This is a genomic window from uncultured Psychroserpens sp., from assembly GCF_947503375.1.
In the GTDB taxonomy this organism is placed as follows: domain Bacteria; phylum Bacteroidota; class Bacteroidia; order Flavobacteriales; family Flavobacteriaceae; genus Psychroserpens.
In genome coordinates this window covers 53,669-77,959 of record NZ_CANNDQ010000008.1, presented here as the reverse complement: position 1 = coordinate 77,959, position 24,291 = coordinate 53,669, and the positions used below count along the sequence as shown (strand labels likewise).

The 24,291-nt window shown below is 32.7% G+C and carries 29 protein-coding genes; 14 read left to right on the top strand and 15 right to left on the bottom strand.

Going from position 1 to position 24,291, the window contains the following annotated elements:
* The first annotated feature begins 30 nt into the window (after positions 1-30).
* Positions 31-891, top strand: a complete 861-nt coding sequence (locus Q0876_RS13750; protein ID WP_299228827.1) for a hypothetical protein — start codon at positions 31-33, stop codon at positions 889-891.
* Here Q0876_RS13750 and Q0876_RS13745 read toward each other — a convergent pair.
* On the bottom strand, positions 880-1,959 hold the full coding sequence (locus Q0876_RS13745) for a glycosyltransferase family 1 protein (protein WP_299228825.1): 1,080 nt from the start codon (positions 1,957-1,959) through the stop codon (positions 880-882). The genes Q0876_RS13750 and Q0876_RS13745 overlap by 12 nt on opposite strands.
* A gap of 101 nt (positions 1,960-2,060) precedes the next feature.
* Here Q0876_RS13745 and Q0876_RS13740 point away from each other — a divergent pair, with 101 nt between their 5' ends.
* Positions 2,061-2,816, top strand: coding sequence for a lipopolysaccharide kinase InaA family protein (locus Q0876_RS13740; RefSeq protein WP_367276654.1), 756 nt, complete (start codon positions 2,061-2,063; stop codon positions 2,814-2,816).
* Here the strand turns inward: Q0876_RS13740 and Q0876_RS13735 are convergent.
* Positions 2,793-3,566, bottom strand: coding sequence for a glycosyltransferase family 2 protein (locus Q0876_RS13735; protein ID WP_299228821.1), 774 nt, complete (start codon positions 3,564-3,566; stop codon positions 2,793-2,795). The two genes, Q0876_RS13740 and Q0876_RS13735, sit on opposite strands and share 24 nt — an antisense overlap.
* A gap of 49 nt (positions 3,567-3,615) precedes the next feature.
* On the opposite strand from Q0876_RS13735, the gene Q0876_RS13730 reads away from it, so the two are divergent.
* Both Q0876_RS13730 and Q0876_RS13725 read left to right on the top strand, forming a co-directional pair.
* The gene (locus tag Q0876_RS13730; RefSeq protein ID WP_299228819.1) at positions 3,616-4,446 is read left to right on the top strand and encodes a glycosyltransferase family 2 protein; all 831 of its coding nucleotides are present in this window, start codon (positions 3,616-3,618) and stop codon (positions 4,444-4,446) included.
* A complete protein-coding gene (locus Q0876_RS13725) occupies positions 4,443-5,063 on the top strand; it encodes a YrbL family protein (protein WP_299228817.1) in 621 nt (206 codons plus the stop codon). The genes Q0876_RS13730 and Q0876_RS13725 overlap by 4 nt, the downstream gene beginning before the upstream one ends.
* Here the strand turns inward: Q0876_RS13725 and Q0876_RS13720 are convergent.
* Positions 5,053-6,108, bottom strand: coding sequence for a glycosyltransferase family 9 protein (locus tag Q0876_RS13720; protein WP_299228815.1), 1,056 nt, complete (start codon positions 6,106-6,108; stop codon positions 5,053-5,055). The genes Q0876_RS13725 and Q0876_RS13720 overlap by 11 nt on opposite strands.
* A 13-nt stretch (positions 6,109-6,121) precedes the next feature.
* On the bottom strand, positions 6,122-6,937 hold the full coding sequence (locus Q0876_RS13715; RefSeq protein ID WP_299228814.1) for a 2,3,4,5-tetrahydropyridine-2,6-dicarboxylate N-succinyltransferase: 816 nt from the start codon (positions 6,935-6,937) through the stop codon (positions 6,122-6,124).
* A 379-nt stretch (positions 6,938-7,316) separates the two neighbouring features.
* Here Q0876_RS13715 and ruvX point away from each other — a divergent pair, with 379 nt between their 5' ends.
* The 4 genes from ruvX to mazG all read left to right on the top strand — a co-directional run bounded on the left by ruvX (position 7,317) and on the right by mazG (position 9,726).
* The gene (ruvX, locus tag Q0876_RS13710) at positions 7,317-7,730 is read left to right on the top strand and encodes a Holliday junction resolvase RuvX (protein WP_299228813.1); all 414 of its coding nucleotides are present in this window, start codon (positions 7,317-7,319) and stop codon (positions 7,728-7,730) included.
* 65 nt (positions 7,731-7,795) lie between these two features.
* Positions 7,796-8,386, top strand: a complete 591-nt coding sequence (gene def / locus Q0876_RS13705; protein WP_299228811.1) for a peptide deformylase — start codon at positions 7,796-7,798, stop codon at positions 8,384-8,386.
* Positions 8,387-8,429: 43 nt separating this feature from the next.
* On the top strand, positions 8,430-8,858 hold the full coding sequence (locus Q0876_RS13700; protein WP_299228809.1) for a DUF5606 domain-containing protein: 429 nt from the start codon (positions 8,430-8,432) through the stop codon (positions 8,856-8,858).
* Between the two features lie 94 nt (positions 8,859-8,952).
* A complete protein-coding gene (mazG, locus tag Q0876_RS13695) occupies positions 8,953-9,726 on the top strand; it encodes a nucleoside triphosphate pyrophosphohydrolase (RefSeq protein WP_299228807.1) in 774 nt (257 codons plus the stop codon).
* 201 nt (positions 9,727-9,927) lie between these two features.
* Here mazG and Q0876_RS13690 read toward each other — a convergent pair whose 3' ends face one another.
* The 4 genes from Q0876_RS13690 to gcvT all read right to left on the bottom strand — a co-directional run bounded on the left by Q0876_RS13690 (position 9,928) and on the right by gcvT (position 13,116).
* Positions 9,928-10,650 carry a YebC/PmpR family DNA-binding transcriptional regulator gene (locus tag Q0876_RS13690; RefSeq protein WP_299228805.1) on the bottom strand — a complete coding sequence of 241 codons (723 nt, stop codon included), beginning with the start codon at positions 10,648-10,650 and terminating at the stop codon, positions 9,928-9,930.
* 149 nt (positions 10,651-10,799) lie between these two features.
* Positions 10,800-11,090: a 4a-hydroxytetrahydrobiopterin dehydratase gene (locus Q0876_RS13685; RefSeq protein ID WP_299228803.1), complete on the bottom strand. Its 291-nt coding sequence runs from the start codon at positions 11,088-11,090 to the stop codon at positions 10,800-10,802.
* A gap of 87 nt (positions 11,091-11,177) precedes the next feature.
* A complete protein-coding gene (locus Q0876_RS13680) occupies positions 11,178-12,011 on the bottom strand; it encodes a sugar nucleotide-binding protein (protein WP_299228801.1) in 834 nt (277 codons plus the stop codon).
* 22 nt (positions 12,012-12,033) lie between these two features.
* Positions 12,034-13,116 carry a glycine cleavage system aminomethyltransferase GcvT gene (gene gcvT, locus Q0876_RS13675; RefSeq protein ID WP_299228799.1) on the bottom strand — a complete coding sequence of 361 codons (1,083 nt, stop codon included), beginning with the start codon at positions 13,114-13,116 and terminating at the stop codon, positions 12,034-12,036.
* Between the two features lie 203 nt (positions 13,117-13,319).
* On the opposite strand from gcvT, the gene Q0876_RS13670 reads away from it, so the two are divergent.
* Entirely contained in the window at positions 13,320-14,798 is a 1,479-nt protein-coding gene (locus Q0876_RS13670; protein WP_299228797.1) for an aminopeptidase P N-terminal domain-containing protein, read from the top strand.
* Positions 14,799-14,810: 12 nt separating this feature from the next.
* Here Q0876_RS13670 and Q0876_RS13665 read toward each other — a convergent pair whose 3' ends face one another.
* From Q0876_RS13665 to Q0876_RS13655, 3 genes are read right to left on the bottom strand one after another with little or no spacing between them, the layout of a single operon-like run.
* Positions 14,811-15,239 carry a DUF4268 domain-containing protein gene (locus Q0876_RS13665; RefSeq protein WP_299228795.1) on the bottom strand — a complete coding sequence of 143 codons (429 nt, stop codon included), beginning with the start codon at positions 15,237-15,239 and terminating at the stop codon, positions 14,811-14,813.
* Positions 15,240-15,241: 2 nt separating this feature from the next.
* Entirely contained in the window at positions 15,242-15,916 is a 675-nt protein-coding gene (locus Q0876_RS13660; protein WP_299228793.1) for a ZIP family metal transporter, read from the bottom strand.
* A 43-nt stretch (positions 15,917-15,959) separates the two neighbouring features.
* Complete coding sequence (locus tag Q0876_RS13655; RefSeq protein ID WP_299228791.1) at positions 15,960-16,691, bottom strand: bifunctional 2-polyprenyl-6-hydroxyphenol methylase/3-demethylubiquinol 3-O-methyltransferase UbiG; 732 nt, start codon at positions 16,689-16,691, stop codon at positions 15,960-15,962.
* Positions 16,692-16,780: 89 nt separating this feature from the next.
* Here Q0876_RS13655 and Q0876_RS13650 point away from each other — a divergent pair, with 89 nt between their 5' ends.
* On the top strand, positions 16,781-17,941 hold the full coding sequence (locus tag Q0876_RS13650) for a THUMP domain-containing protein (RefSeq protein ID WP_299228789.1): 1,161 nt from the start codon (positions 16,781-16,783) through the stop codon (positions 17,939-17,941).
* 3 nt (positions 17,942-17,944) lie between these two features.
* On the opposite strand, the gene Q0876_RS13645 is transcribed toward Q0876_RS13650, so the two are convergent.
* The 4 genes from Q0876_RS13645 to rlmD all read right to left on the bottom strand — a co-directional run bounded on the left by Q0876_RS13645 (position 17,945) and on the right by rlmD (position 21,267).
* Positions 17,945-18,475, bottom strand: a complete 531-nt coding sequence (locus Q0876_RS13645) for a DinB family protein (protein ID WP_299228787.1) — start codon at positions 18,473-18,475, stop codon at positions 17,945-17,947.
* 81 nt (positions 18,476-18,556) lie between these two features.
* The gene (locus Q0876_RS13640) at positions 18,557-19,306 is read right to left on the bottom strand and encodes a DUF6048 family protein (RefSeq protein ID WP_299228785.1); all 750 of its coding nucleotides are present in this window, start codon (positions 19,304-19,306) and stop codon (positions 18,557-18,559) included.
* On the bottom strand, positions 19,272-19,817 hold the full coding sequence (locus Q0876_RS13635) for a DUF6452 family protein (protein WP_299228783.1): 546 nt from the start codon (positions 19,815-19,817) through the stop codon (positions 19,272-19,274). The genes Q0876_RS13640 and Q0876_RS13635 overlap by 35 nt, the downstream gene beginning before the upstream one ends.
* A 37-nt stretch (positions 19,818-19,854) precedes the next feature.
* Complete coding sequence (gene rlmD / locus Q0876_RS13630) at positions 19,855-21,267, bottom strand: 23S rRNA (uracil(1939)-C(5))-methyltransferase RlmD (protein WP_299228781.1); 1,413 nt, start codon at positions 21,265-21,267, stop codon at positions 19,855-19,857.
* 106 nt (positions 21,268-21,373) lie between these two features.
* On the opposite strand from rlmD, the gene Q0876_RS13625 reads away from it, so the two are divergent.
* From Q0876_RS13625 to rocD, 4 genes are all read left to right on the top strand, one after another.
* Positions 21,374-21,883: a hypothetical protein gene (locus Q0876_RS13625; RefSeq protein WP_299228779.1), complete on the top strand. Its 510-nt coding sequence runs from the start codon at positions 21,374-21,376 to the stop codon at positions 21,881-21,883.
* On the top strand, positions 21,884-22,438 hold the full coding sequence (locus Q0876_RS13620) for an RNA polymerase sigma factor (protein WP_299228777.1): 555 nt from the start codon (positions 21,884-21,886) through the stop codon (positions 22,436-22,438). It begins immediately after the preceding gene.
* A gap of 46 nt (positions 22,439-22,484) precedes the next feature.
* A complete protein-coding gene (locus tag Q0876_RS13615; RefSeq protein ID WP_299228776.1) occupies positions 22,485-22,871 on the top strand; it encodes a DUF6768 family protein in 387 nt (128 codons plus the stop codon).
* Positions 22,872-23,010: 139 nt separating this feature from the next.
* Positions 23,011-24,291, top strand: coding sequence for an ornithine--oxo-acid transaminase (gene rocD, locus Q0876_RS13610; protein WP_299228774.1), 1,281 nt, complete (start codon positions 23,011-23,013; stop codon positions 24,289-24,291).

The following is a 24,291-nucleotide window of genomic DNA, read 5'->3' as shown; positions in this document are numbered from 1 at the left end:
AACATATTAATACTTCAATAGATTGAACTTATGAAAAAAATCCATGTCGGTTTTTTAGTTTCTTATGATTATGAATTGCTTAAAAAAGCAATCCCATTTGTGTACGATGATGCAGATAAAATCTTTTTGGCTATTGATCAAAACCTAAAGACATGGAAAGGCGATACCTTTTCAATTGACAACCGTTTTTTTGAATGGATAGAAGAAATAGATATAAAAGATAAAATTGTAATTTATAAAGCTAACTTTTATGTAAAAGGTCTTACCACTATGGAATGCGAAGTTAGAGAGCGCATGATGCTATCTCAAGAAATGGGTTTAGATAACTGGTGCGTTCAATTAGATGCAGACGAATATTTTGTTGATTTCAAATCGTTTGTCAAAGATCTAAAAGATCGGGAAGAATTGCTTGAGCCTAACAAAAAACCTATTCAAATAGCAGCTTTTTTATACAATATGTACAAAAAAATTGATAATGGTTATCTTTTGGTTGAAGAGCCAACACGAGTTTTGGTTACTACAAATCAGCCAGATTATAGAGTTGGACGAAAAGCTAAGCAGCAAATTATTTATACTAGGCATGTTGTTTTGCATGAATGCTTATCTAGAACTGAAGCTGAACTTGAACAAAAACTTGAAAATTGGGGACATAACACTCAGGTTAATGATTCATTCATGACGAAATGGAAATCTGTAAACTCTGAAAACTATAAGAGTATGCAGAATTTTTTCTATATCGAACCTGAAAAATGGAAAAACCTTATCTTCATAAAGGGGCAGAACATTGCTGAACTTAAAACAAACTTGCTTAAGAGAAAAGATATTTTACCATCTAAATTTTTCGTCTTTGGCAAAAACTTTGGACAATGGTTCAAATTTTTATTTAAGTAAGCTGTTATATACTGAAATATATTCTAATGCTGTTTTTTGCCAATCATAAGAGTTAGCATGAGTTATGTAATTTTTGGTGTAATTGTTTTGGTCTTTTGAATATGCATCTAAGCCATCAGTGACTATTTTAGCCATATACTCTGGGTCGAAATGATTCCAATAAAATGCATGCTTGCCACCAACTTCAGGAAGCGAACTCTTGTTAGATAAAAAGACAGGTTTGCCATATTTCATAGCCTCAATAGGAGGAATGCCAAATCCCTCTCTCAACGAAGGAAAAGTAAAGGCTAAGCAGTTCTTGTAATAATAATTCTTGTCAAGTTCACTTATTTTACCTGTAACAAACACACGATCTTCTAGTCCCAAAGACACAACTAAATTATTAATGGTATTGCCATAAGAAGTAGTTTGTTTACCCGATAAAATCAAACTAATATTTGGTAAATGAACTAACATTTCTACTAGAGTGTGAAAATTCTTTTTTTCTAGGAATTCACCTATTGAAAACAAATAAGGCTGTTTTGGCAATATCTTTGGTTGATAATTTTCTGGAATATCTAAAGCATTAGTTGGGCTCCCATTATAGATAATGAACTCATCCACATTAGGAACATCAAAATATTTATGGGTCATTGCCTTCGCATAATTTGAAATATAAGTGATAGCATGACTACGATTAAGCTTTTCAATAAATAGCTGCTTGCGTTTTTCTAAATCATCACCAGTAACTTCTTCCATAAAATTAACATCATGAATCGTTAACAAATAAGGAATTCTATGATAAGGTTCTACTTTTGTGTTTTGATTTAATGAATGCCAGAGATCGTATTTTTTTCTAATTCTAAATAGTGGTTTGCGTTGTAAAGAATGGTATTTTTTATAGATAAAATCATTTGAAAAGTCTTGAGCAAGTTGTGATGGGTTTTTACTCAATAACGTTAATGATAAGCCATTCTTTTTAAGCAGCTCTTCGTGCTTACTTAACGCATCGATAAGATGATAGTTAAACTGCCCAAAACCAAAGAATAAATTACTAATATTATGTGACTCCAAAAGGATTTCTTTCATGCAAAAAGGATTTGTTACAAATTAATCAAAAAAGCATTTCAATTGCTAATTAATCACTTAATTAAAATAAAATATAGTTGTAATATTGTAATATGAATTATATGGTCAATTCGTCTTTTTCTAAAGATTCAGAAATATTAACCGATTGCATCACTCATTTTGATACTAAAGGCGAACCTTTCGGTAATCAAGATAGAAATTCACTCAAGTTATTTGATCTTAACGGAATGACTATCAATGTAAAGTCGTTTCGCACTCCAAATTTAATTAATCAAATTGCGTATCGTTTTTTCAGAAAAAGTAAAGCGCAACGCTCTTTTGAATATGGAAATTGGCTTCAAAGTTTGGATATAGGTACACCTCAGCCTATAGCATATTATGAATTTAAAACACCTTTACTTTTTAAAAAAAGTTATTATATAAGTCAGCAACTAGATTGTGACCTAACTTACAGAGAGTTAACTACAGACTTTAATTATCCAAATCATGAAGCCATTTTACGTGCGTTTACAAGATTTACTTATAAGCTTCATCAAAAAAAAGTGCATTTTCTTGACCATTCTCCTGGCAATACGTTAATCAAGACGGAAGGTGATAGTTATGCCTTTTTTTTAGTAGATTTAAATAGGATGGAATTCAAAACGTTAGATTTTGAAACACGAATTAAGAACTTCTCAAAGCTAACGACACATAAATTTATGGTAGAGATCATGAGTGATGAGTATTCCAAATGCTCTGGAGAAGATTACAATGCAATATTTGATATCATGTGGAGTGAAACTGAAGCATTTCAAAATAGATATCACAGAAAACGCAAACTTAAAAACAAGATTTTATTTTGGCGCAGAAATAAATAACTGCTCTAATGCTTTATATCTAAAAAATACGCCGTAGGCATTAAGTGTACAAATGATATAACCTTCTTTTCCATCTAAAAACCCTAATCTAAAGACATAATTAGTTAAGAATTTATAAGCTGGTCTTATGTAAAAATGAAACCAATTTGGTCGCTTTCCATTTTTAAATAACTCTTGAGCCTTAAGTAGTCCATAATGCTCTGTTTTTCGCTTATAGCTTTCATAATCACTAAATGAGTAATGCAGCATAGCATGTTTCAATATTCGATGATCACCTTTAAAATCCAAAAGTTCATGTACCAATTTATCTGCCCTGTATTTGGCAATATCCTTTTTAAAAAGCCTAAATACACGATCTGTTTGTAGTCCACTGTAACGCATTACTTTATCATTGAACATAAAACGTCTTGGAATTTTATAAGCTTGAATAGACGTGTCTTTTTTAACTGTTTCAATAATTTCAAGTTGTAATTCTTCTGGTAAACGTTCGTCGGCATCAATAAATAATATCCATTCACAAGTGGCTTGCTCAATGGCAAAGTTACGCTGCTCAGCAAAGTTTTTAAATTCATGTAGAATAACCTTCACATGAGCTAACTCTGATAATCTTTCAAAAGTACCATCTGTACTATAAGAATCTACCACTATGATCTCATCAGCAAAATTTAAGTGTTCTATAACCGCATCAATGTGGTCGATTTCGTTATAGGTAATTATCAAAGCCGATAATGTAGAATTTTTGTGATTCAAAATAAAATACAATACGTTAGAGTTAGTAAAAATAACTATTTTTGAGGCAATGGAATCTATTCATACATCAGTAATAATTAGTACCTATAATAATCCTAAGTGGTTGCAAAAAGTGTTGTGGAGTTTTGATGTGCAAACAGTCGAGGGGTTTGAAGTTGTTATTGCTGATGATGGCTCTGGCGAAGCAACCAAATTGTTAATTGAAGCTATGACAAAGCAGGTGCGTTATCCTATTCAGCACATTTGGCACGAAGATAACGGATTTCAAAAAACCATAATACTCAATAAAGCTACTCTTGCCAGTAAAGGGCATTATTTAGTTTACACTGATGGCGATTGTATAGCCAGAAAAGATTTTCTTCAGGTACATCTTAAAAATAAAAGTAATGGGTATTTCTTATCTGGTGGTTATTTTAAGTTACCAATGGCTATTAGTGAATTGATTTCAGAAGATGATATTAAATCGCAACGCTGTTTTGACATCAATTGGTTGAAACAACATGGGCTAAAACCATCATTTAAAAATAATAAGATTACCGCTAAGGGAATCAAACAAAAACTACTGAATAGCTTTACACCTACAACTGCCACGTGGAATGGTCACAATGCTTCAGGATATAAAGCAGATATTATTGCAGCAAATGGGTATGATGAACGCATGCAATATGGAGGTGAAGATCGGGAGTTAGGAGAACGGTTATTTAATGCTGGATTGAAAGCCAAACAAATACGATATAGTGCTATTTGTTTGCATCTAGATCATGAACGCGGTTATGTGAGACCAGAAATGATAGAAAAGAATAAGGCTATTAGAGCAACTACGAAATCTAATAAGGTGAAACGAACACTACATGGAATTGATAAACACATCACGCAATGATAATCATTAATGACGAAGACTATATTGCTGAAGGCTTTGCAAGGAAGTGCTATCTTCATCCTGATAATAATCAATTGTGTATAAAAATTGGTAAGCCTGAAGTTGAAGAAGTACATCTTTATAAGGAAATAAAATATTACGAAAAAATAAGTAAAAAGGATAAGAATAAGTTTGATTATCCGTTTTATGCTATGTATCATGGTACAGTAGATACCAATTATGGTGAAGGTTTTGTTTATGATCTTGTGAAAGATGAAACCACGCTAAAGATATCAAAGACATTATTAGATTACTTGTTGATGGATGATAGTCCGTTTAGTGACGATCAACTATTTGAAGCTGTACAACGTTTAAAGCATCAAATGATAAAACATCGTGTTTTTGTTGGCGATTGTAGAGCTAGAAATATATGTTGCCAAGTTTTAAAAGATGGATCGATTCAATTGGTAATTATTGATGGTATTGGTCATCGTGATTTTTTGCCATTAGCAGATTGGTTTGGTTACTTTGCGAAAAAAAAGGTAGAAAGACGTTTAGTAAAATCTAGACTTCAGTCTATTGAGGCACAACGAGAATATATAAAAGAAGTACGTATACAGTACGACACTACACCTTAATAAATTGTTTTAATTCTCCAAAGAACAAGTCTGGTTTGATCATTTCGTAAAGCGATTTATAATTAGCTTTTAAAGCTTTTGAGCTAGACTTTTCTATAACTTCTGGGTTGTAATCTTTTAAGTGAACCGAGACATGTGTTGTGCCATCTTCAAACATGTTCCAAGCTTCCTTTTGTATCCAAGGTGAAAATATGGTAAACGTAGGAATGTCTAATGCCTTAGCCATATTTACAGCACCACCTTCATTCCCGATCAATGCTGTACAATGATTAGTGATGGCTAAGAACTCTCGCAAACTTTTCCCAAAAACATCGAAAAAAATATGTGTTTTTGTTTCTTCAGCACAAAAATTATAGACTGTTTTCGCTTCGTGAATTTGTTTTGGAATGTAATTGAACAAAATTTGTCCGCTCGTATGTTCAACTATAAAATCGATAACCTTAGCCATATGTGCTAAGGGATATGTTTTGCTATCACCACTTCCTAAAACACTAATCATATATAAAGGTTTTGATAAATTAATGTGGTTACCTAAAAGAAATTGTTCAGCAGATTTTATTTCCTCAGGCGTTAAATAGATCTTTGGCCGAATAGGCTTCGGGATCGAGTTACAAATAGGTTGTAGCAACTGTAATCTATTTTCTATAGCTAAGCCAGCATTGGTTTTAGGTATTTTGGCTTCCTTAAAAGTATGTGTGTAATAATAAGACGTATACCATTTGTACTTTGAGATTTTCACAGCAGCACCAGAAAATTTTGTCATTAAATTACTAGAAAACTTTGAGTATACATCAATTACAACATCGTATTTTTCTTTTTGTATAAACTTTAAAAACTTGAGAAAAACAGTTTTGTTTTGTTCAATTTCTGATGTAACAACTAGAAACTTATCTATAAATGGGTTATGTTCTACAACAGCAAATGTGTGCGAGTTTATTACATAATGTAGTTCGGCATTAGGATGTTCGGTCTTTAGTGCCTCAAACAAGATACTTGTGGTGAGCACATCACCAATCATTTTTTGCTGTATGATTAATACTTTCAAATTATCTTAAGTGTTAAACGGCTACATTGTATTCACGTAAGGCATCGTTAAGAGATGTTTTCTTGTTGGTACTTTCTTTTCGTTTACCAATAATTAAAGCACAAGGCACATTATAATTACCTGCAGCAAAAGTCTTGGTATAACTTCCTGGGATAACTACAGAACGTTCTGGCACAACACCTTTCATTTCAATAGGCTCATTACCAGTAACATCTATAATTTTTGTACTCATTGTTAATACCACATTAGCGCCTAAAACAGCTTCCTTTTCAACCCGAACACCTTCTACAACAATACAGCGTGAGCCTATAAAAGCACCATCTTCTATAATTACAGGAGCTGCTTGTAAAGGCTCTAGAACACCACCAATACCAACACCTCCAGAGAGATGAACATTTTTGCCAATTTGTGCACAACTACCAACAGTTGCCCAAGTATCAACCATAGTTCCTTCGTCAACATATGCACCTATATTTACGTAACTAGGCATTAAAATTGTTCCAGCAGAAATGTAAGCTCCATGGCGTGCTACGGCATTAGGAACAACTCGAATCCCTCTTTTTTCATAACCTCTTTTTAGTGGTATTTTGTCATGGTATTCAAAAATACCAGCTTCTAGTGTTTCCATTTTTTGTATTGGAAAATAGAGTACTACAGCTTTTTTTACCCACTCATTAACCTGCCAACCATTAGCAGATGGTTCAGCAACTCTTAAAGAGCCTTCATCTAAAAGATCTATAACACGCCTAATACTTTCTATAGTTGTTTTGCTACTTAGAAGAGAACGATCATTCCATGCGTTCTCAACATGCTGTTGTAATTGCTTCATCTTAATTTTATGTATAAGTACAAAGATAAGTCTATAAAATTCTTCTCATAATTTCTAATAAATAAATTAAAAAGAAAAAATATGTGACCAAACAAATAATCGTGTGTCTTATAAGTGTGATTATTATTAATTCATGTGTTTCCCTTAAATAGCACATGAAACCTTTAGTAATTAATAGCTAATTTTTGATACACCTTTCTTTGTCCTGAGAAAGGTGTTTTTTTATGTGACCTTTTCAAATACCATGTGTCATATTGTTATAACATGAACTGTTTAAATAGAGGGTAAACACGTTTATGGATATTTATTAATGGTTGATTATTTTAAAACTCTTCTTATGTAAGTAAGAAGAGTTTTTTTATACTAAATTTGTAAACCTATGCCAAGAATACTTGCAATTGACTACGGGACAAAACGAACTGGAATAGCTGTAACTGATGAGTTACAGATTATTGCCTCTGGGCTGACTACAGTAGAAACTAAAGATATTATAGATTTCTTAAAAGTATATACAACCGAAGAATCAGTAGAATTGATACTAGTAGGAGAACCAAAACAAATGAATTATGATGCATCTGAAAGTGAAGCTTCAATTCTCAAATTTTTAGATAAGTTAAAAAAGGCATGCCCAGAAATTCCAATAAAACGAGTAGATGAACGTTTTACATCAAAAATGGCATTTCAAACTATGATAGATAGTGGACTTAAAAAGAATCAACGAAAAAACAAAGCGTTGATCGATGAGATAAGTGCTACGATTATCTTGCAAAGCTACCTGTATAATCAATCTTAATTAACGATTAAAAGTTATAAAATCACAATAAGAATTGTATTTTTGCATCCGAAAAACAAGAACTAATGATTTTACCAATTGTTGCCTATGGTGATCCAGTTTTAAGAAAGAAAGCTGTGCCAATCACTAAAGACTATCCAAAATTAGAAGTACTCATAAAAAATATGAAAGAGACCATGTATGGTGCTTATGGAGTTGGTTTAGCAGCACCACAAATTGGTTTGCCTATTCGCCTCTTTTTAGTAGATACATCGCCTTTTGCAGAAGATGAAGCCTTTACTAAGGAAGAGCAAGAAGCGTTGAAAAATTTCAAACGTACATTCATTAATGCTCAAATTTTAGAAGAAGTTGGAGATGAGTGGGCATTTAATGAAGGCTGTTTAAGTATACCAGATGTAAGAGAGGATGTATTTAGAAAACCAAAGATTACCATCCAATATCAAGACGAAACATTTAAAACGTGCACAGAAACGTTTGATGGTTTAATAGCTAGAGTGATTCAACATGAATACGACCATATTGAAGGTGTTTTATTTACCGATAAACTATCGTCATTAAAGAAGCGTTTGATAAAAGGAAAACTTTCTAATATCTCAAAAGGAAAAATAACGGTAGACTACAGAATGCGTTTTCCTGCTTTAAAGAAAAAACGATAATATAAAAATTATAAAAGCAACGATAAAAATTGCGACTTAAATTATGAGTTTAGATAAAATTCTTTCCATTTCTGGAAAACCAGGCTTATATAAAATTATTGCACAAACTAGAACAGGTTTTGTTGCAGAATCCTTAATTGATAAACGAAAAGTGAATGTTAACATTCACAGCAATGTAAGTATACTTAGCGAAATTGCTGTATATACCTTGACTGAAGAATTGCCATTGCGAGATGTACTTAAAAAGGTGAGGGAGAAAGAAAACGGAGCACCTACTTCCATTAGCCATAAAGATTCTAAAGACACACTAGAAGAGTATTTCTTTGAGGTCTTACCAGATTATGATGAAGATCGCGTTTACGCAAGCGATATCAAAAAAATTGTACAATGGTATAATTTACTTCAAAAGCATGACCTTTTACATACACTAGATGAAGCTACTGAAGCTGAAACTTCAGATGAAGAAGAATAGTTTGTCTGGCAGTTAATATATTGTTCATATAAAGTATTATTAAAAGTATACTACAATTGGAGATAGTCGTATTTTTGAATTTTACATTCCTAATATGACAGATAAAACTTCGCAATTAAATGCATTTGAGCGCTTACTTACCATTATGGATGAGTTGCGTGAAAAATGCCCTTGGGACAAGAAACAAACCATACAAACTCTTCGTCATTTAACTATTGAAGAAGTGTATGAATTAGGCGATGCCATTTTAGATAACGATCTTGATGAAGTAAAGAAAGAACTTGGTGATGTGCTACTTCATATCGTTTTTTATTCTAAGATAGGGAGTGAAACGAATGCTTTTGATATTGCAGATGTATGTCATACCATTTGTGATAAATTAGTTGAAAGGCATCCACATATATACAGTGACGTAACTGTTAAAGATGAAGCAGATGTTAAACGCAATTGGGAACAGTTAAAACTTAAAGAAGGAAAAACAAGTGTGCTTCAAGGTGTTCCAAAGAGTTTACCAGCTATGGTAAAAGCCAATAGAATACAAGATAAAGTGGCTGGTGTTGGATTTGACTGGGAAGAACCTAATCAAGTTTTTGAAAAGGTAGAGGAAGAGTTAGGAGAATTACAATCTGAAATTAACAATGGTAATCAAGAGCGTATTGAAAGTGAATTTGGAGATGTATTGTTTTCTATGATTAATTATGCGCGCTTTTTAAAGATTGACCCAGAAAGTGCCTTAGAGCGTACCAATAAAAAATTTATAAAGCGATTTCAGTATTTAGAAGAAAAATCTAAAGATTTAAACAAGCCATTATCTGAAATGACACTTGCAGAAATGGATGTGTTTTGGGAAGAAGCTAAAAAAATATAATTTTTTTTAAGTTTCGTAATCCAAACTTAAACTTTAAAACGTATATAGATTAGATAGAAACTTAAACATAAGTTTCATAATCATAAGTAGGTAATCTTAATTATATAGTTAAGCGGATGTGATTAGGATTTAAAATTTAGTTTAGTTAGGGGTAAAATCCTGTCTGTTTATTCAGACAGGATTTTATTATTTATAACAATATTATGCTTCAGTAGACTCTTCCATTGTGTGATATACGTTTTGTACATCATCGTCTTCTTCCAACTTTTCTAGAAGTTTTTCAACCTCTTCAGTTTGTTCAGGTGTTAGCTTCTTGGTTACTTGTGGAATACGTTCAAATCCAGAAGATAAAATCTCAATACCTCTTGATTCTAATTCAGCTTGAATGGCTCCAAAGCTTTCAAATGGCGCATAAATTAAAATACCATCATCATCAACAAAAACTTCTTCTGCTCCAAAATCAATAAATTCAAGTTCTATTTCTTCTGGATCTAACCCTTCGGCATTAATTCTAAAATTGCAAGTGTGATCAAACATAAAAACTACTGAACCAGAAGTACCTAAGCTACCATCACATTTATTAAAATAACTACGTACATTAGCTACGGTTCGTGTGTTGTTATCTGTTGCTGTTTCAACTAGTACTGCAATACCATGAGGTGCATAACCTTCAAAAACAACTTCTTTGTAATCACCTTGATTTTTATCTGAGGCTCGTTTTATGGCACGCTCAATATTATCTTTTGGCATATTAATTGCCTTAGCGTTTTGTATTACAGCTCTTAACCTTGAGTTTGCATCTGGATCTGGCCCGCCTTCTTTTACAGCCATTACTATATCTTTACCTATACGAGTAAAGGCCTTACTCATCGCTGACCAGCGTTTCATTTTTCTTGCTTTACGGAATTCAAAAGCTCTTCCCATTATGTTCCAGTATTATGTAGTTGATTTATTTAAAAATGAAGCCTACAAAATGGATGTAGGCAATAGCATTCAAAATTATTGAATTTATACTGAATAGCCAACAGCCAGTTTACTTTAGTAATCGGATTTATTAACTTATGACAAAAATTTTATTCTTGAACTTCAACAATAGCCTCAATTGCTCCTGCTAATTTGAAGTCTTTATCAGTAACACCATTGGCATCATGAGTAGATAGTGAGATCTTCAATACATTGTATACATTACTCCAATTGGGATGATGATTTTGCGCTTCACACTCAAAAGCAATTCTGCTCATTGCACTAAAACAATCTTTAAAATTATCAAACTCAAACTCTGCATGTAATGCATTATTGTGATATTCCCAATCAGGAAAGCGTAGTAACTTTTTTTCAATAATATCTTCAGATAATAAACTCATAGTAACGATTTGTTTCTAATAAAGTTAAAAAAAAAACTTCAAAACGTATTATGTAGATAATAATAGTTACATGAAAGAACTATGTTATCATTTGTTGAGTGCTTCTAAAACTTCCTGACTAGTTATTTGTAAATGTTTTGGAAGTTTATTGAACTTTGGTAAAACTGCGAGATATCGATCTTGATTTGTGGTGTAAACATGTTTGTAAACGACACCATTTTTTTTGTTAATTTGATTTACGATATCTTTTACATACTCATCATGGTGTACTAGATCAATACTTCCCAAATGAAAAACACCATATTTATTTCTATTTATAATATAATGTATTTGTTGCGTGACCTTTGAGTCTGTTGTAACATTCATTATGATATTTGGGAATATCTCAATAGGTGTTTTGTTTTCCAGGTGATGTTTAAGTTCTTTCACTCTTGGAGATTGTGCCCCTAATACCATAGGTAATCGTACAATAGCAACTTTTTTCTTAGGCAACCGAAGCAGCATATTCTCAATTTTTATTTTAAAATGACCATAAATACTCTCACTATAGGTTTTATCTAGTTCATAGCTTGGATATTTACTGTAGGCATCAAAAACATTTGCTGAAGATAAAAAGATGATTTTACAATTGTTTTCTAGCAAATACTCAGTAATGTGTTGATGTGCAATAGTTTGCGCATTAAAATCACCACGTAAAGAAGAAATAATTATTGATGGCTTAGTAGCTTCAAGGACTTCATAAATATCGTCTTCCTCAACATTGTATTGAATGAAATGATGATTATTTTCATATACTTTATGTTGAATGCGATAAGTACCAAAAGTTTTGAAATATGAGCAAAGCTCTTTATAGATAGCAGTTCCAATAAAGCCACTCGCTCCTAAAATTAATATGCGATGTTTACTTTCGTTCTCTTTCATGAATCAAACGTGAAAATAAATTTTAGCCTTTATAGAATGGTAACTTGATAACAGTTGCTGGTATCGCTTTTTTACGAACTTGAATATAAATTTTACTACCGAAATCTGTAAAAATTGGTGTGACATAGCCTAAGCCAATACCTTTATTTAAGCTTGGAGACATCGTTCCAGAAGTCACTTCGCCAATTTTTTTTCCATTGCTATCAACAATATCATAACTTTGGCGAGGAATGCCACGTTCATCCATTTCAAATGCTACAAGCTTACGTTTTGGCCCTCTACGTTTCTCTTCTTCTAAAGCATCAGAATTTGTAAATTCTTTAGTGAATTTGGTGATCCATCCTAAACCAGCTTCGAAAGGGGAAGTGGTATCATCTATATCATTACCATAAAGGCAATACCCCATTTCTAATCGAAGTGTATCTCTAGCAGCTAATCCAATTGGCTTGATGCCATACGATGCGCCTGCTTCCATAACTTTATCCCAAACTTGTTTGACTTCTGAGTTTTTGCAGTAAATTTCAAAGCCACCACTGCCTGTGTAACCAGTGGCAGAAATAATAACGTGTTCTATTCCAGCAAAATCACCAACAATAAAATTATAAAATTTTATACTCGAAAGATCATGACTAGATAGACTTTGCATTGCTTCAACTGCTTTAGGCCCTTGTATAGCTAACAATGAATAATCGTTACTTAAATCACGCATTTCAGCGCCAACGTCATTCTTAGAAACGATCCAATTCCAATCTTTTTCAATATTACTTGCATTTACAACTAACAAATAGGTTTCATCTTTAACTCTATAGACAATCAAGTCATCTACAATACCTCCATCATCGTTTGGAATGCAGCTGTATTGTGCTTTTCCTATAGTTAATTTTGAGGCATCGTTACTAGTTACTTTTTGTATTAAGGCTAGTGAATTTGGTCCTTCAATTAAAAACTCTCCCATGTGAGATACATCAAAGACACCAACCGATTTTCTAACAGTTTCATGTTCAATATTTACACCCTCATATTGTACTGGCATATTATATCCAGCAAAAGATACCATTTTAGCGCCAAGTTCAATATGTGTTTCTGTTAAGGCCGTATTTTTCATGAAATTATAAATTTGATATTCCGTTAATAGCGGAAAATAGGATTAGTTGTTTTGCTTAAAATTCTTTAGCAAATGTATCGAAAATTATCTGTTTTTATTACCTGATAATAGTATTATAATAGATTAAAGATTTGTTAATATGAGCGTAGCTTTTTTTAAGTGTAAATTTTATGATTATTTTTCGTATCCAAATTTATATTTTAATGAAGACCAATATTATATCGTTTTGTTTATTTCTTGTATCTCTATTAATTTCGGCACAAAAAGACCTTCCAAATGATTATTTAAGTTCAGAGTTTCATAAGAGCAGACGTGATGCCTTACGCCAACAATTGCCTAAAAATAGTGTTGCTATTTTTTTTGCAAATCCTGTTCGTAATCGCGCCAATGATGTTGATTATGTTTACCATCAAGACCCAAATTTTTACTATCTCACAGGTTATAGAGAGCCACATGCGGTTTTGGTAATTTTCTCAGAGGACCAGATTAATGATCAAGGTAATTCGTACAATGAAATTATTTATGTGCAAAAACGAAATAAAAGAGCAGAGCAGTGGACAGGCTATAGGTTAGGTGTAGAAGGTACAAAAGATAAATTGGGTTTTGAAATGGTCTTCAATGGAGAAGCTTTTTTAAATTCTGGAATTGATTTTTCTAAGTTTGATAAGGTTTTGTTTCAAGCGTTTGAAGATGATTATAGAAATACAAGGCAAAAAGCCGATTTATTCGATTTGATTACTGCTTTCAAAACTCAAATTTCATATAATGAAATTCTAGCCATTGAAAATAAGAATGACCAACTTGAAAATAAAGAAGCCAATGTCATTCAAAATAAAGCAATCAGTACAGATACTAGGATTTTGTATAGATTATTAGCAGGTTTACGACAAACAAAGACACCTGAAGAATTGCAACTATTAATTAAAGCTGTTCGTATATCAGCAATTGGACAGCGTGAGGTCATGAAAGCGATACATTCTAATATGTCTGAGGCTGAAGTACAAGGCATACATGAGTATGTGTACAAAAAATATGGTAGTGAGTATGAAGGTTATCCTAGTATTGTTGGTGCTGGTAATAACGGTTGTGTACTTCATTACATTGAAAATGCTAAAATGACAATTGATAATGATTTGGTACTTATGGATCTTGGCGCAGAGTACCATGGTTACACTGCAGATGTTACTAGAACCATACCTGCTAGCGGTAAATTTTCTGAAGCGCAGAAAATCATATATGATATTGTATACAAAGCTCAAGAAGCTGGTATTGCTGCGTCTGTTATTGGCAATACATTGAGATCGCCAGATGACGCAGCACGAGAAATTATTAATAAAGAATTGATAGCGCTTGGTATCGCTAAAAATGAAAAAGACGCACGACAGTATTTTCCACATGGTACTTCTCATCATATTGGCTTAGATGTACATGACCCAAGTTTGAGAGGTTTGCTTGAAGCTAATATGGTAATTACTGTAGAGCCTGGTATCTATATTCCAGAAGGAAGTGATTGCGATCCAAAATGGCATGGCATTGCAGTACGTATAGAAGATGATATCTTGATCACTGATGAAGGACCAGTAAACTTATCTTATGAAGCTCCAAGAACATCTGAAGCTATAGAAGCGCTAATGAAAGAAAAAAGCGCTCTTAATAGTTTTAAATTGCCAAAACTAGACTGACCTTAAAATACGTTAGCCTTTTAGAATAGCTTCAAATTCAATAAAAAAGTTCTCAAACTTCTGCATCTTAGCATTGAAAAACACCATTACTTCCTGCCATGTATCTTTGTTATGGATAGAAACCTTTTGATTTAAGGGTACATAAATTCTCGAGATTTCTTTTCCATTATTTAGGTAGTACGTCTCTTCAAAGGTGGCATCAGTAAGATATTCTTCAACCAGAATAGATTTTAAACTCAGCAACTTTTCCCAAGAATTAATTCGGTTTTCCAGATCATCTTCTAGATCAAGAGCAACTAGCGCAGATTTTGTGTCAAAATGGAATTTAAATGAAAGCCCTTTGATCTTAGTATTGTATAGGATCCATTTTCTTGGAAACGATTTACCAAAACTAGTCCAGAATTGTTCACGCAATTGTCTTGATTCTTCTTTAGAAAACATAATTAGATCAAATAAGCAATACCAACACCAAAAATGATAGCAATAAGTTTAGATAAATTGAATTTATGACCTTCACCACTTTCAAATAAAATAACAGTAGATATGTGAAAAAAGATACCTATTACAATAGCATTAATACTATATATGTAATCTGAAATTCCACTAATATTATTTGAAGCAATTGTGCCTAAAGGCGTCATTACAGTAAATACAGATAAGAATAAAATAATTTGCAGTTTACTATAATTTGATTGTAATAAGAACATGGTGAGTAAGGTAGCTATAGGAATTTTATGTATAAGTACACCATACACCATATCATTATGCTCATGAATAGGAAAGCCTTCTAAAAAGCTATGGATACAAAGACTAATAAAAAGTAGCCAAGGAAAAGTTGTTTCGTTTTTGTGGATATGTACGTGACCGTGTTCGGCACCTTTTGAAAAGAACTCAAGCGTAATTTGCAACAAAATACCAAACATAATAAATAAACCGGTTTGTTTGGCATCTAAATGATGGTATACTTCTGGCAATAAATCAAAAAGGGTTAGTGCTAATAAAAACGCACCACTAAAAGATAGTAGTAATTTTGTATAGGCATTACGTTGTTGCTTAAAAATAACAACTATAAAAATGCCAACCAAAACGGCGTATACTGGAAACAAGTATTTATTCATGAATTGTGTTATATTCTACAGAGCGAATTTAAGATCAATTTAGTTATTTGAAAATCATTACCAAGCGTTCTGAGTTATCCTTGTGGAATGTATTCAATTTATAATCACCAAAAACATCTAACAAATGTACACCAGCTTTATTAAAAAGGAGTTTAAAATCATCAAGTGTTAGTGCTTTTACTCGCTCTTGAAAACGATAATTTTCGCTATTAACGGTAAATGTAATTGTTTTAATGATATAGCCATTTTCTAGATGTCGCTTTTGATTGAAATCTATACCTTCAACTGTTTTTACATCTTTGGCTACTAGATTATTCACTACAAAATCACTGTTCATAAAATCAATAACACCAAAGCCATATGTATTTAAATTCTCTTTGATGGCTTTAATTGTCTTGAGGTTGTCTTCGTCATTTTCAAAATATCCAAAACTGGTAAATAGGTTAAAAACTGCATCAAAGGTTTCGCCATACGGCTTGCACATGTCATGCACATCAAAATGTAAACTGCTGTTTTCAAATTGTTTAGCATAAGTGATGCTATTTTCAGAAAGATCAACACCAGTTACATCATAACCCAAAGAATTTAAATACATTGAATGTCTACCTTTTCCGCAAGCGAGGTCTAAAATTTTTCCGTGTTCTGGAATATTTAAATATTCTGTTAAATTATCCATGAATAGTTGTGCCTCACTATAATCTCTATCTTTATAAAGAATGTGATAGAAAGGGGTGTCAAACCAAGAGGCATACCATTGTTGTGTGTCTTCTGTCATGTCTATTTCCCTTAGTTGTGGGAATCTATTTTAATTCTTCTTCTAAGCCACAAAAATAATTTATTTTTGTCATCTATAAGGCGTATTATATGGAGAATAATTTCAAAATGGTTGCTAAGACCTTATTTGGTTTTGAAGAGTTACTTGAGCGTGAGCTTATACAGCTTGGTGCAATGCATGTAAAGAAAGGCGTTAGAAACGTTAGTTTTATTGGTGATAAAGGGTTTATGTATAAGGCAAATCTTGCGTTACGGACTGCCATAAAAATTTTGAAGCCCATTCATACATTTAAAGTAAGAAGCGAACAAGAACTTTATGATAATATTTATAATATGTCTTGGGAACAGTATTTAAAGCCTACAGGATCTCTTGCTGTAGATGCAACTGTTAATTCAAAGATATTTACACACTCATTATATATTTCACAAAAAACAAAAGACGCTATTGTTGATAAATTCAGAGAAACTGATGGTCAGCGCCCTAATGTAGATTTAAAATTCCCTGATGTTAAAATAAATGTTCATATTGATAGAGAGACATGTAATATTTCTTTAGATACCTCTGGTGATTCACTCCATAAAAGAGGCTACAAGACTGCCACTAATATTGCACCAATTAATGAAGTGTTAGCAGCAGGATTGGTCATGCTCTCAGGCTGGGATGGGCAGAGTGATTTTATGGATCCTATGTGTGGTAGTGGAACGATTTTGGCTGAAGCTGCTATGATAGCCTGTAATATTCCTCCAAACTTAATGCGAAAGGAGTTTGCTTTTGAGCGTTGGCAAGATTGGGATGTAGATTTGTTTGAAAAAATTGAAGAATCACTTCTCAACAAAACTAGAGATTTTCATCATAAAATAATAGGTTATGATAAATCTCCAAGTGCAGTAGCTAAAGCTAAAGAAAATATAAAAAATGCACATTTAGAGGAATTTATTCATGTACAGCACGAAGATTTTTTTAAGACAAAAAAAGCGGGAGAATCTAAATTGCATATGGTATTCAATCCGCCATATGGTGAGCGTTTGAATATTGAGATGGAAAATTTCTATAAAACTATTGGCGATACATTAAAGCAAGGCTATCCTGGAACAGATGCATGGCTAATAACTTCAAATTTAGAAGCTTTAAAACATGTAGGTCTGAGGCCTTCTAGAAAAATACAATTGTTTAATGCTAAGCTAGAATCACGTTTAGTTAAATATGTAATGTATGAAGGTAGTAAGAAGGCTAGCAAACAAAACGCCTAAATATTATTTGTATTTTTCTTTTAATGTATTAGTATGGTGTTCGATATGATGAGCCGTCCACATGATGATCTCGCGTACTGGCATCTTGCCCATCAAAGGATGAGGAAGGATAAGATGGTCTAATTGCTCGTCTGAAATTTTTCGCGTTTTATATTGTAGTTTTTTACTTTCTACTTGTAAACGGTTTAACAGGTATGCCTTTTCTTTTATGCTTGGTACTTTCATATTTCTTGATGCTTTAAAAGTAGCACCTTCTTTTACATTACTCAAACGTTCTTTGTAACGTTTCACTACAGTATCGTAATCACGAACTTCTCTATTGTTGGTGCCATATTTGTAACGCAACAATACTTTGGGTAAACTCAAAGCGTTGTTAAGTGGTTTTATACTCTGTAGTAGGTGTAAAGCATGTTGTCCGGTAGTCCATTTATTATTTGGACCTTCTAACCACTTCTCATTATCATGGCGCTCAAGCCAAGCTATTAAAGCTGAGTTTTTTTCTTCAATAAGATTTACGATGGCTTCTTTATCCATAAATTAATTTACTTTTAATTTAAAAGTGTTACTTAGGAAAAAGATAAGAAATAATTATGAATTTGCAGAATTAAGCCAATGTTAGTCGTCTTCTTCCACTAAAACTTTTTTATCTTTTTTATAAATAGGAATGAGATACGATAAATTATATCCAAAACCCACACCAAAACGTCCACTATCATATGTTCTGTTAAAGCCAGGCACATAAAGATTTTCAAAATCACCAGGTTGATCTTGGCTTATCATACTTTTAAGCTGCACGTTAAGACCTAAAAATAAATTACTAAATAGTTCAGCTTTAATACCAATAATAATTTCTGCCCAAATAGCAGTAAGCCCTTTGAATTCTTCAGGTTCAGTAGAAGTAAACTGAGGATTCCAATACTGATCTGTATTGTATATGGTATAACTGTTTCTAGTTTGACTAAAACTACTTACACCTCCGCGAAACCCAAAATATATCATATTTTGCATATCTAACCAATTTTGGTATGAATTGTAATCTATTCCAGCTTTGAAGTAATTACCAGTTGCAGTGACCTCTAAGAAATCTGTTGTTGTAATTCGTTCTTCAGTACCTATTTCTCCAGCTAAAAATAATTTTTGCGTAAGTCGATAATCGCCATTAATTTCAAATCCTTTATACTCATCATCAATAGCTGTACGAATTAATTTCCCAATATCACCTCCAAGACGCAATCCATATTTTTGCTTATAGACCAGCGTGTCATTCTCTGTAGAGTTATCATCTATATCTTGAGCACTGGATTGTGCATTACATAGAAACAGGCAACTACTAATGAAAAAAGTTAAAATGTATTGTCGTTTCATCTTCTACGGATTGATTATCAGTTGCTGATTGTATGAGAGATATCCAACGATCTCCATCGTCTTCAATAGTTATTGCTACATTTCTAAAAATGGTTTTATAGCCACAAGCTCTAGAAACATAAACATCTTCTCTGGTGTAAGTCACAGTGATTACATCTTCATTTCCTGTTATTGTATCATCAGTCGTGTCATCAGGTGTACCATTGTCATCGATTCCATAATCTCTATGAAATAGAAAACTGGTGCTATTTTCATTAGTTTTTAATGGTAACAATACCCTGTTTGTAGTTTCAATATTGACATCTGCTAACGGAAAATTGTTGCCTACACCTTGCACTCTAAGGTTTGGTACATTTTTAGATTCGGTTTGATTAGATATGTCAAAGAATTCTAAAACTAGACGAGGTGTTGTCGCTGTGCTTTCAGCACAAATATCGTCACGTTCGCATGTCCATAATATACATGCAGACAAGAAGAAAAGGCTAAGTTTTTTTAAGAAATTAAGTTTCAAATTTAATAGTTTACTTTTCAGTTTTGATTTCTAATTATTATCGTTTTTCCAAAAGTACAACATTTTCTACATGATGTGTTTGTGGAAACATATCTACGGCTTGCGTTTTCAAAATCCTATATTCATCTTTCATCAGTGCTAGATCTCGTGCTTGAGTGGCACTATTACAGCTTACATATACCACTTTTTTTGGTGCAATATTTAATATTTGCTGTACTACATCTTTATGCATGCCGTCACGTGGTGGATCTGTAATGATCACATCAGGTTTCCCGTTTTTTGATATAAAATCGATGCTGAATACATTTTTCATATCACCAACATAAAAGTCAACGTTTTCTATACCATTTAATTGTGCATTCTCTTTTGCGGCAGCAATAGCATCTGGCACTGCTTCAACTCCAACAACATGTTTTGCTTGTTTAGCAATAAATTGTGCTATGGTTCCTGTACCAGTATAGAGATCATAAACGAGTTCATTACCGCTTAAGTTGGCAAAATTTCTTGTTATTTTATAGAGCTCATATGCTTGAGAAGAATTTGTTTGATAAAAAGATTTTGCATTAATTTTAAACCTTAATCCTTCCATTTCTTCAAATATATGATCTACGCCTTTATAACAAATTACGTCTTGATCATATATCGTGTCATTCGCTTTACTATTTATAACATATTGAAGTGACGTGATCTCTGGAAATGACTCTGCTATATAATTCAATAACAATTCACGCTGTACTTTGTCTTCTTTGAAAAATTGGATAACGACCATAATATTACCAGTAGAAGATGTCCGTATCATCATCGTGCGTAAAAATCCAGTTTGATTTCTAGTATTGAAAAATTCAAGACCATTAGCTACAGAAAATGACTTAACAGCATTCCTAATAGCGTTTGAAGGATCTTCCTGCAACCAGCATTTATTTACGTTCAAGATCTTATCCCACATTCCTGGAATATGAAACCCGAGAGCATTTCTATCACCTAAATCCTTTTCAGATTGAATCTCTTCAAGAGTTAGCCACCTAGAGTCACTAAAAGAGAATTCCATTTTATTTCGATAGAAGTAATGTGTTTTAGACCCTAAAATAGGTGTAACTTCAGGTAGTTCTAAATGACCAAGACGACGTAAGTTGTTGGTGACCTCATTTTGTTTGTATTCTAGCTGGAACTTATAATCCATATCTTGCCATTTGCAACCACCACAAGTTCCAAAGTGTTCACATTTAGGTATTGTTCGTTTATTAGATAGTTTATGGAATTTTATGGCTTTACCCTCAAAATAAGCTTTACGCTTTTTAAAGGTCTGTACATCTACTACATCACCTGGTACAGCATTTGGTAAAAAAATAATACGTCCATCTGGCGCTTTACCTATAGTTTTACCTTTAGCACCTGCATCTATAACTTCTATATTTTCAAAAATCTGTTTTGCGTTTTTACGTCTTGACATGATGCAAAAATAATAATAGCAATAAATAAAGTATAGGGAAATAGAATTATCTTTAAAAAACTTCAAAATAAAATGAACCTTTTTATTTCTTCTGCGTCTTTAGAGTATGAGAGTTATTAATATTCACAAACGCACAATACATCAATCTGAGGTTAAAGTATCAGGATTATTTAAAACTTTAGCAACTTCTGAAGATGACATCTGGCCAAAAGATAAGTGGCCTGCTATAAGATTTAAAAATGGATTGCGTGTTGGGAACTCTGGAGGTCACGGTCGAATACGTTATACAGTAATTGAGTTTGTGCCTGGTAAACACATCAAATTTGAATTTAATAAGCCTGATAATTTTACAGGAACACATGAGTTAAAGATCTACAGCTTAGACGTCCAATGTACAGAAATTGTGCATAAGATTGAAATGGATACAACTAGTATAAAAGCTACATTATTGTGGTGTTTGATAATCAGGTGGTTACACGATGCGTTAATAGAGGATGCGTTTGATAATGTAGAGAATTATTTTTTTTCTCATAAAAAGGATCTAAAGTATAGTTTATGGGTTATTTTGTTAAGGCAAATCTACAAGAGAAAATCATTTAAAATTAAACAGGCTTAATTGAATAGAAATCAGCAACATATTGATGTAAAATTAATTGAAGCTTATAAATCAGGTGATGAAAAGCAATTAGCTTTACTGGTAGAACGTTGGCATCTCAAGTTTTGTAAAAAAGCCTATTGGATCGTTAAGGATGCCGATTTATCTAAAGATATAGCTCAAGAGAGTTGGAATATTATTATTGATAAATTACATACATTACATAATCCTTCTAGCTTTAAATCTTGGGCAATGCGTATCGTGTATAGTAAATCTATGGATGTTCTTAGAGCGCAAAATCGTAGACGTTTAAATACGAATGCATTAAAAAAAGAAAGCGAAGATGCTGTACCTGTAGAAGATGATCAATACCTCGAGCAGTTAAAAATAGCACTTTTAAAAGCTATACATATGCTACCACAGCAGCAGCAGATTGTTATTAGACTGTTTTATACCCAAGACTATTCGTTAAAGGAGATAAGTGATATGTTAAATATTTCAGTAGGTACGACAAAGTCGAGATTATTTCATGCACGAGAGAAACTAAAATCAATTTTAAAAACACGAAAAATATAATATTAACTAGATTTCTGTTACGATGGAAATCAAAAAATAAAACATTATGAAAACGAATATGGAAGACATTGACCAATTAATAAAAGAAACTTTAACTAAGGAAGAAGCTAAGTTTTATGATACCCTAGAAGAGCAAAATGTTCTGGGTATGATAACCGGTTTGTTCGTAGGAAAAAATAAATGGATCATGGTTTTAATGAATGTAATGACTCTAATATTCTTTGGTCTATTTGTGTATTGCACTATAAAATTTTTTGATACAACAGCTACCAATGAATTGTTAAAATGGGGACTTGGGAGTCTTACCTTTTTAATTGGAGTAAGTATGCTAAAGATCTTTGCTTGGATGCAAATGGATAAAAACGCATTATTAAGAGAGATAAAGCGTTTGGAGTTACAAGTTTTATCCTTATCAGGAAAAATTTCAGAATAAGATTTTAAATCACAGTATAAAATTATTAATTTGCAGGTTCTAGGGATGATTTCTCTCCCACGCTGCTTTTTCGTATGTCTTCGAAAGAATAAAGGTACAGAAGGAATGGTTATTTTATTCACTTAAAAATTTTATTAAAATGGCTGTTTTAGACCAATTAACTTCGCAACAAGCGATCGATTTAGAAAACAAGTATGGTGCACACAATTACCATCCATTACCAGTAGTATTGAGTAGAGGAGAAGGTGTGTATGTTTGGGATGTTGAAGGAAAAAAGTATTATGATTTTCTTTCAGCTTACTCAGCAGTAAATCAAGGGCATTGTCACCCGAAAATTGTCAGTGCTATGACCGAACAAGCTCAAACATTAAGTTTGACATCACGAGCATTTTATAATGATATGCTAGGGAAGTATGAAAAATTTGCATCAGAGTATTTTCATTTTGACAAATTACTACCTATGAATACAGGTGCTGAAGCTGTTGAAACTGCACTAAAGTTGTGTAGGAAATGGGCTTATGAAATAAAGGGGATCAATGAAAATGAAGCAGAAATCATTGTTTGTGAAAATAATTTTCATGGAAGAACAACAACCATTATTTCGTTCAGTAACGATCCTGTTGCAAGAAAAAACTTTGGCCCATATACAGATGGGTTTATAAAAATTGAATATGACAATCTTAATGCTTTAGAAGAAGCTTTGGTTAATAATAAAAATGTAGCTGGATTTTTGGTAGAACCTATCCAAGGCGAAGCTGGAGTTTATGTGCCTAGTGATAATTATCTAAGTGCAGCTAAGGCCTTGTGTGTAAAGCACAATGTATTATTCATTGCTGATGAAGTTCAAACTGGAATTGCAAGAACTGGACGTTTATTAGCAACTTGTGGTAACTGTAATTGTGAAAATAAGAACTGCTCTGGAACACCAGAAGTAAAGCCAGATATTTTAATTCTTGGTAAAGCCTTATCAGGTGGCGCATATCCTGTTAGTGCTGTAATGGCTAATGATTCAATTATGAATGTTATCAGGCCTGGAAATCATGGAAGCACATTTGGTGGTAACCCAATAGCTGCAGCTGTTGCAATGGCAGCTCTCGAAGTTGTAAGAGACGAAGCACTTGCTGAAAATGCTTTCCAATTAGGTGAATTATTTCGAAGTGAAATGAACAAGTACATTGCTACTAGTTCTATTGTACGACTTGTAAGAGGTAAAGGATTATTAAATGCCATAGTTATCAATGATGATGAAGAAAGTGATACAGCGTGGAATATTTGCTTGGCTCTTAGAGATAATGGTTTATTGGCTAAGCCAACACACGGAAATATCATCCGCTTTGCACCTCCTTTAGTAATGACTAAAGAAGAACTTTTAGACTGTGTATCTATTATTACAGATACTTTAAGAGCATTTGAAGATTAA

Bases quoted from the DNA above. Each gene is read 5' to 3' on its own strand.
- Q0876_RS13645 (WP_299228787.1), bottom strand. From the start codon at position 18,475: ATGGATAAAGAAGCCATCGTAAATCTTATTGAAGAAAAAAACTCAGCT.
- Q0876_RS13725 (WP_299228817.1), top strand. From the start codon at position 4,443: ATGATAATCATTAATGACGAAGACTATATTGCTGAAGGCTTTGCAAGG.
- Q0876_RS13625 (WP_299228779.1), top strand. From the start codon at position 21,374: ATGAGAGTTATTAATATTCACAAACGCACAATACATCAATCTGAGGTT.
- Q0876_RS13690 (WP_299228805.1), bottom strand. From the start codon at position 10,650: ATGGGAAGAGCTTTTGAATTCCGTAAAGCAAGAAAAATGAAACGCTGG.
- Q0876_RS13680 (WP_299228801.1), bottom strand. From the start codon at position 12,011: ATGAAAGAGAACGAAAGTAAACATCGCATATTAATTTTAGGAGCGAGT.
- Q0876_RS13660 (WP_299228793.1), bottom strand. From the start codon at position 15,916: ATGAATAAATACTTGTTTCCAGTATACGCCGTTTTGGTTGGCATTTTT.
- Q0876_RS13640 (WP_299228785.1), bottom strand. From the start codon at position 19,306: ATGAAACGACAATACATTTTAACTTTTTTCATTAGTAGTTGCCTGTTT.
- def (WP_299228811.1), top strand. From the start codon at position 7,796: ATGATTTTACCAATTGTTGCCTATGGTGATCCAGTTTTAAGAAAGAAA.
- Q0876_RS13655 (WP_299228791.1), bottom strand. From the start codon at position 16,691: ATGACAGAAGACACACAACAATGGTATGCCTCTTGGTTTGACACCCCT.
- ruvX (WP_299228813.1), top strand. From the start codon at position 7,317: ATGCCAAGAATACTTGCAATTGACTACGGGACAAAACGAACTGGAATA.
- rocD (WP_299228774.1), top strand. From the start codon at position 23,011: ATGGCTGTTTTAGACCAATTAACTTCGCAACAAGCGATCGATTTAGAA.
- Q0876_RS13685 (WP_299228803.1), bottom strand. From the start codon at position 11,090: ATGAGTTTATTATCTGAAGATATTATTGAAAAAAAGTTACTACGCTTT.
- Q0876_RS13665 (WP_299228795.1), bottom strand. From the start codon at position 15,239: ATGTTTTCTAAAGAAGAATCAAGACAATTGCGTGAACAATTCTGGACT.
- Q0876_RS13750 (WP_299228827.1), top strand. From the start codon at position 31: ATGAAAAAAATCCATGTCGGTTTTTTAGTTTCTTATGATTATGAATTG.
- gcvT (WP_299228799.1), bottom strand. From the start codon at position 13,116: ATGAAAAATACGGCCTTAACAGAAACACATATTGAACTTGGCGCTAAA.
- Q0876_RS13650 (WP_299228789.1), top strand. From the start codon at position 16,781: ATGGAGAATAATTTCAAAATGGTTGCTAAGACCTTATTTGGTTTTGAA.
- Q0876_RS13615 (WP_299228776.1), top strand. From the start codon at position 22,485: ATGAAAACGAATATGGAAGACATTGACCAATTAATAAAAGAAACTTTA.
- mazG (WP_299228807.1), top strand. From the start codon at position 8,953: ATGACAGATAAAACTTCGCAATTAAATGCATTTGAGCGCTTACTTACC.
- Q0876_RS13700 (WP_299228809.1), top strand. From the start codon at position 8,430: ATGAGTTTAGATAAAATTCTTTCCATTTCTGGAAAACCAGGCTTATAT.
- Q0876_RS13670 (WP_299228797.1), top strand. From the start codon at position 13,320: ATGAAGACCAATATTATATCGTTTTGTTTATTTCTTGTATCTCTATTA.
- rlmD (WP_299228781.1), bottom strand. From the start codon at position 21,267: ATGTCAAGACGTAAAAACGCAAAACAGATTTTTGAAAATATAGAAGTT.
- Q0876_RS13730 (WP_299228819.1), top strand. From the start codon at position 3,616: ATGGAATCTATTCATACATCAGTAATAATTAGTACCTATAATAATCCT.
- Q0876_RS13715 (WP_299228814.1), bottom strand. From the start codon at position 6,937: ATGAAGCAATTACAACAGCATGTTGAGAACGCATGGAATGATCGTTCT.
- Q0876_RS13745 (WP_299228825.1), bottom strand. From the start codon at position 1,959: ATGAAAGAAATCCTTTTGGAGTCACATAATATTAGTAATTTATTCTTT.
- Q0876_RS13740 (WP_367276654.1), top strand. From the start codon at position 2,061: ATGGTCAATTCGTCTTTTTCTAAAGATTCAGAAATATTAACCGATTGC.